6 protein-coding genes are annotated in these 5749 nt (G+C 74.9%); 1 reads left to right on the top strand and 5 read right to left on the bottom strand.

All coding sequences use genetic code 11. The annotated features are described in order from the left end of the window. The 5 genes from ETD96_RS40350 to ETD96_RS40330 all read right to left on the bottom strand — a co-directional run. The coding region (locus ETD96_RS40350; RefSeq protein ID WP_171069475.1) for a hypothetical protein at positions 1 to 467 on the bottom strand (467 nt) is incomplete at its 3' end. Next, positions 464 to 1675, bottom strand: a complete 1212-nt coding sequence (locus ETD96_RS40345) for a hypothetical protein (RefSeq protein WP_138641756.1) — start codon at positions 1673 to 1675, stop codon at positions 464 to 466. The genes ETD96_RS40345 and ETD96_RS40350, both read right to left, overlap by 4 nt. A gap of 184 nt (positions 1676 to 1859) precedes the next feature. Then, on the bottom strand, positions 1860 to 3302 hold the full coding sequence (locus tag ETD96_RS40340; RefSeq protein WP_138641755.1) for an aldehyde dehydrogenase: 1443 nt from the start codon (positions 3300 to 3302) through the stop codon (positions 1860 to 1862). Positions 3303 to 3411: 109 nt separating this feature from the next. Next, on the bottom strand, positions 3412 to 3849 hold the full coding sequence (locus ETD96_RS40335) for a cytidine/deoxycytidylate deaminase family protein (RefSeq protein ID WP_138641754.1): 438 nt from the start codon (positions 3847 to 3849) through the stop codon (positions 3412 to 3414). Further along, complete coding sequence (locus ETD96_RS40330) at positions 3842 to 4528, bottom strand: RibD family protein (protein WP_138641753.1); 687 nt, start codon at positions 4526 to 4528, stop codon at positions 3842 to 3844. Before ETD96_RS40330 ends, ETD96_RS40335 begins: the two co-directional genes overlap by 8 nt. 107 nt (positions 4529 to 4635) lie before the next feature. Here ETD96_RS40330 and ETD96_RS40325 point away from each other — a divergent pair. Further along, a partial coding sequence (locus ETD96_RS40325; protein ID WP_138641752.1) for an exonuclease SbcCD subunit D occupies positions 4636 to 5749 on the top strand: 1114 nt, incomplete at its 3' end.

Genomic DNA, 5749 nt, shown 5'->3' with positions numbered 1-5749 from the left:
AGGGAGGGCTCGGGCCACAGGGCGGTGCGGGGACCCGGGCGGACGGTTCCGGCGGCCTCGTCCAGGATCAGCCAGCCCGTGTCGGACAGGCGGCGCAGTTCGCCGGTGGCCCAGCGGCGCGCCAGGTCGGTGTCGCCGCGCGTCATGTTCGCGTAGACCTCCAGGACGTCCGCGACCGGGGCGGGGGAGCCGGGCCAGGGTGCGTCGTCCAGCCGGGTCCAGCAGCAGCGCAGCGCGGCGGCCAGCACGCGGCGGGCCTGGCCCGAGCGGTCCAGCGGCATCGGGGCGGTCTCGTACTCCTCCAGCAGCGCGGGCGTCGCGCCGTCCGGCCATTCGGGGAGCAGCCACACGTGGTCGCCGTCCGCCGCGGCGACCACGCCCGGCGGCACGGGATCGGACGCGGCGACCGCCGGCCCGCCCAGCAGCCGGGCGCGGGCGCGGGCCAGCACGTGCGGGTCGACGGTCACGGGCCGGTCCTCTCGAACCAGCCCGGCGACACCCAGGTCGGGGAGCCGTGGGGACGCGCGGCCAGGCCGTCCGACCAGGCGAGCCGGTAGGGCAGCTCGGGATGCTGGTGCGCGGCGGCCAGGTCGGCGAGCACGCGGCGGGCCGTCGCCCAGTCGCGGGCGAGGACGTCCTCGACCGCGACCCGGTCCCGGCCGCGCAGGATCTGCTCGGCGACGTCGCGGAGCCGCTCGGCCGCCGCGGTGTCCGCGCCGGTGTCGCCCGACAGCCCCGAGTCGGGCACCGACGGGCGGGGCGGCGCCGGGCGCGGCGGCGTGGCGCGCGGGCCGTCCTCCACGGCCGCCACCACCGCCGCCGGCTCGTGCCAGGGCGCCGGCGCGTCGAACACGAACCCGTCCAGGACGGCCGCGAGCTCCTCCCGGGACGCCGTGCGCGTGAACGTCCGCCACGTCTCGGGCGGCAGCAGGGTGAGGTTCCGGGTGGTGCCCGCCGAGTCCGACAGGCGCGCGGCGGCGCGGCGGGACGCGTCGCCGTAGGCGTAGATGGCGGCGCGCAGGTCGGTGCACGTGCGGTCGAGCTGCGGCCACCGCCGCAGGATCGCGCCGTGCAGCCGCTCGGCGCGCAGCAGGATCTCCTCGGTGCCCCACAGCTTCGGCGCCTGCTCGCGCAGCTCCTCGATCGTCCCGTTCGTCAGCGTGACCAGCTCGACGCTCCACAGCCGGAACGCGCGCGCGAGACCGTCCGCGCCGTCCCGCGCCTGCTCGGGCGTCATCCGGGGGTCGGCCACGTTGAGCTGCTCCAGCGCGAGCAGCCGGTGCATCTCGCTCTGCCCGCCGTCCAGCATCATCCGGCGGACGAACATCAGCCCGACCACGCTCGTGAACGACGCCCGGTAGCGCAGCTGGTTCGGCTTCGGGAACACCTCCCGGACCGCCCCGAGCCCCTTCAGCACCCGCAGCCGGTTCTCGAACACCTCCGGCGGGTAGCGGCGGCACACGTACCGCATCTGCTCGCGGCTCAGCCCGTCCTCGCCCGCGTCGGCGAACGCGGCGAGCAGCGTCTCGGCGACGTCCACCAGCTCCGGGTCGTCGACGACCGCGCCGCTGTCGCGGGCCAGCGCCGCGAACATCTGCCGGTACACGCCCAGCACGGCCTCGCCGACCAGGACGTCGTCCAGGCTGGCCGCCGCGTTCTCGGAGGTGGGGGACACGGCGCACTACGGTACGGCCCCCGCGCCGCCAACGTGGAATCGAAGCCGCCGAACCCCGCCCTGCACACCGCCCCAAAGCGTCTTTCCGGGGTGTTTCCGGACGCATCGGGACCGACGGCGAATTTCCGTAGGCAGGGCTCGGCGTGGGAGGCCCCGGCCGGCTGATCGGGGCCTCCGGGGCGCGTCAGGCGGTCGGGGCCGGGTGCGGGATGGACTTGTGCTCCAGGTAGGCCTGCAGGCCCTCCGGGCCCAGCTCGCGGCCCATGCCGCTGTTCTTGTAGCCGCCGAACGGGGTGTTCGGGTCGAGGGTGTACATGTTGACGCCGCAGCTGCCGGTGCGGATGCGGCGGGCGACCTCGACGCCGTGGGCGACGTCGGACGTCCAGACCGAGCCGCCGAGGCCGTAGTCGCTGTCGTTGGCGATGCGGACGGCGTCGTCCTCGTCCTCGTAGGGGATGAGGACGAGCACCGGCCCGAAGATCTCCTCGCGGGCGATGCGCATGTCGTTGCCGACGTCGCCGAACACGGTCGGGGCGACGTACCAGCCCCGGTCGTGCGGCCGGTTCAGCCCGCCGGTGATCAGCTTGGCGCCCTCGTCCTGGCCGATCCGGATGTAGTTCTCCACCCGCTCCTGCTGCCGCTTGGCGACCAGCGGCCCGATCTCGGTGCCGTAGTCGGCGGGGTCGCCGACGGCGAGCCCGCCGACCATGGTCGCGAGCGCGTCGGCGACCTCGTCGTAGCGGCGGCGGGATGCGAGGATGCGCGTCTGCGCGGCGCACGCCTCGCCGTTGTTCATCAGCGACGCCAGCTTGAAGCCCTCGACGGTCGCGGCGAGGTCGGCGTCGTCCAGCACGATCGCGGCGGACTTGCCGCCGAGTTCGAGGGTGACGCGCTTGAGCTGCTCGCCGCACACCGCGCCGATCTTGCGGCCGGCGGCGGTGGAGCCGGTGAACGACACCTTGTCGACGTCGGGGTGCGCGACCAGGTAGGCGCCGACCTCGCGCCCGGCCGGGACGAAGTTCACCACGCCGTCCGGGATGCCCGCCTCCTTGATCCACTCGGCGAGCAGGTAGCTGTCGAGCGGCGTCTCCGGGGACGGCTTCGCGACCACCGTGCACCCGGCGATGAGCGCGGGCGCGAGCTTGAGCATCAGCGTGAACTGCGGGACGTTCCACGGCACGATCGCCGCGACCACGCCGACCGGCTCCCGGGTGACCGTGACCGGCCCGAGCATGCCCTGCCGCTCCTCCTCCCAGGTGTAGGTGGCGGCGAGGTCCACGTAGTACTGCAGGACCATCTGCGGGATGGCGGCCTGGCCGAACACCGAGAACATGATCGGCGAGCCCATCTGGGCGGTGCAGAGGTCGGCCATCTGCTGCTGCCGCTCGGCGTAGATCGCCGACAGCCGGCCGACGATCTCGGCGCGCTCGGCGGGCGTCATCCGCGGCCAGGGGCCCTCGTCGAAGGCGCGCCGCGCCGCCGCCACGGCCGCGTCGATGTCGCCCTCGGTGCCCTCGGGCACCCGCCCGATGACCTCCTCGGTGTGCGGGGAGATGACGTCGATCGTGGCGGTGCCGGCCGGGGCGGCCCACTCGCCGCCGATGAACAGCCGATCGTGCTCGCGCATGGTGCTGTGCCTCCCTGCCCGACGGGCGAGTTCGGGTAACCGAATGCTTGCTTGGGCACAGCATCGCATGAGGTCCCCGGGCGTTGGCAAGAGGAATGAGACTCGCGTCTCACTCGCCGTCCAGGAGATGCCGGTTGGGTTCGCGGGCGCGCGCCGCGAGGCCGGGCAGCTCGACCACCGCGACGCCCGCCGCCTCCAGCAGCTCCGCGCCCGTCCCCGCGGCGAACAGCTGCGGCTCGCGCCAGGCGAACACGACCCGCGCCGCGCCCGAGGCGATGATCAGCTCCGCGCACGGCCGGGGCCGGGACGCGCGGTGCCCGCACGGTTCGAGCGAGCTGTAGACGGTCGCGCCGCCCAGGTCGCCGGGCGCCTTGGCGAGCGCGGCCTCCTCGGCGTGGTCGTGCGGATCCTGCTCGCGGGAGAAGCCGCGCGCCAGCTCCCGGCCGTCCGCGCCGACGATGACCGCGCCGACGGAGAACGCCGTCTCGGACGGCGGGCACAGCGCCGCCAGATCGCAGGCCAGCGCCAGCCAGGCGTGGTCATCCACGCGGGACTCCGGCCCGGTAGCGCAGCAGGGCCAGGTCGCCGATCCGGGTGACCTCCTCCAGCCGCATCGGACGCTCCGGGGACTGCGGGAACACCCCGGAGCGGACGAAGCGCGGCGCGGCCGGGTCGCCGATGAAGAACGGCGCGACCACGAGCTGCAGCTCGTCCACGGCGTCGGCGGTGAGGAACAGCGTGTGCACCCCGCCGCCGCCCTCGACCATCAGCCGCCGGACGCCGCGCCCCGCGAGGTCGGCGAGCACCGACGGTAGGCTCAGCGGGTCGCCGGCGGCGACGACCTCGGCCAGCCCGGCGAGCCGCGGAGCCAGCTCCGCCGCCGCGGCCGGCGGGGCGTACACGAGCTTCGGCGCCTCGCCCGTGGTGAAGAACCGGGCACCGGGATCCAGGTCGCCGCTCCAGGTCAGCGTCACCTTCACCAGGTCGGCGGGCAGCCCCCGCGCGACGCGCCGCTCCCGGCGCGCGGCGGAGCGGATCAGCAGCTTCGGGTCGTCGGCCCGCACGGTCCCGGCGCCGACCAGGATCGCGTCGCAGTCCGCCCGCACCGCGTCGACCCGGTCGAAGTCGGCCGGGCTGGACAGCCGCAGCCGCTCCGGCGTCGCGTCGTCGATATAGCCGTCGGCGGACATGGCGCAGCTCAGCAGCACGTAGGGACGATCACTCACGCCGCCACACTACGGGAGCGTCGGCGCGCGGCATTCCAAGATCCTTTGGGGTGGCTCGGCGTTTCTGCGCCGGATGTGTCGGAGGGGGTGCCTATGGTTGCTGCGACATGCGAATCCTGCACACCTCCGACTGGCATCTCGGCAGATCGTTCCACCGGGAGGACCTGCTGGCCGCGCAGGCCGCGTTCGTCGACCACCTGGTCGCGACCGCCGCGGCGGAGGACGTCGACTGCGTGCTCGTCTCGGGCGACGTCTACGACCGGGCGCTGCCCGCCGTCGACGCCGTGAAGCTGTGCAACGAGGCGCTGGTGCGGCTCGCCGAGCACGCCCGGGTCGTGCTCATCGCCGGCAACCACGACTCCGCGCGCCGGCTCGGGTTCGGGTCCGCGCTGATGGACGCCGCCGGCGTCCACGTCCGCACCGACTTCGCCACCGTGGGGGAGCCCGTCGTCGTCGGGGACGCCGCGGTCTACGGCATCCCGTACCTGGAGCCCGAACTCGTCCGCCACCCCTGGGAGCTGGACGAGCGCAGCCACGCCGCCGCGCTGACCGAGGCCATGCGCCGCGTCCGCGCCGACGCGGCCGCCCGCCGCGAGCGGTCGGTCGTGCTGGCGCACGCGTTCGTGACGGGCGGCGAGTCCAGCGAGAGCGAGCGCGACATCTCCGTCGGCGGGTCCTCGCAGGTGTCGGCGTCGGTGTTCGACGGCGTCGACTACGCGGCGCTCGGCCACCTGCACGGCGCCTGGCGCATCACCGACCGCGTCCGGTACTCGGGGTCGCCGCTCGCGTACTCCTTCTCCGAGGAGAAGCACGTCAAGGGCTCGTGGCTGCTCGACGTCACCGACGGCGGGGTGGCCGGGGAGTTCGTGGAGGCGCCGGTCCCGCGCCGCCTCGCGCGGCTGCGCGGCCGGCTCGACGACCTGCTCGCCGACCCCTCCTACGACGCGGTCGAGGACCGCTGGCTCCAGATCACGCTGACCGACCCGCGCCGCCCGTCCGCCGCGATGGAGCGGCTGCGCCGCCGCTTCCCGCACACGCTCGTCCTCGGCTTCGAGCCCGCGGGCGGCGGCGAGGGCACCGCCCGCACCTGGTCCGAGCGCGTCCGCGAACGCTCCGAGCTCGACGTCGCCCGCGACTTCGTCGCCGAGGTCACCGACGGCCCCGCGACCGAGGCCGAGCGCGCCCTCCTGCACGAGGCGTTCGAAGCCTGCCGCCGGAAGG

This window comes from Actinomadura geliboluensis (genome assembly GCF_005889745.1).
Lineage (GTDB): Bacteria > Actinomycetota > Actinomycetes > Streptosporangiales > Streptosporangiaceae > Spirillospora > Spirillospora geliboluensis.
Note: the sequence above shows the minus strand (reverse complement) of the source record. Positions and strands in the feature narration are given on the sequence as shown.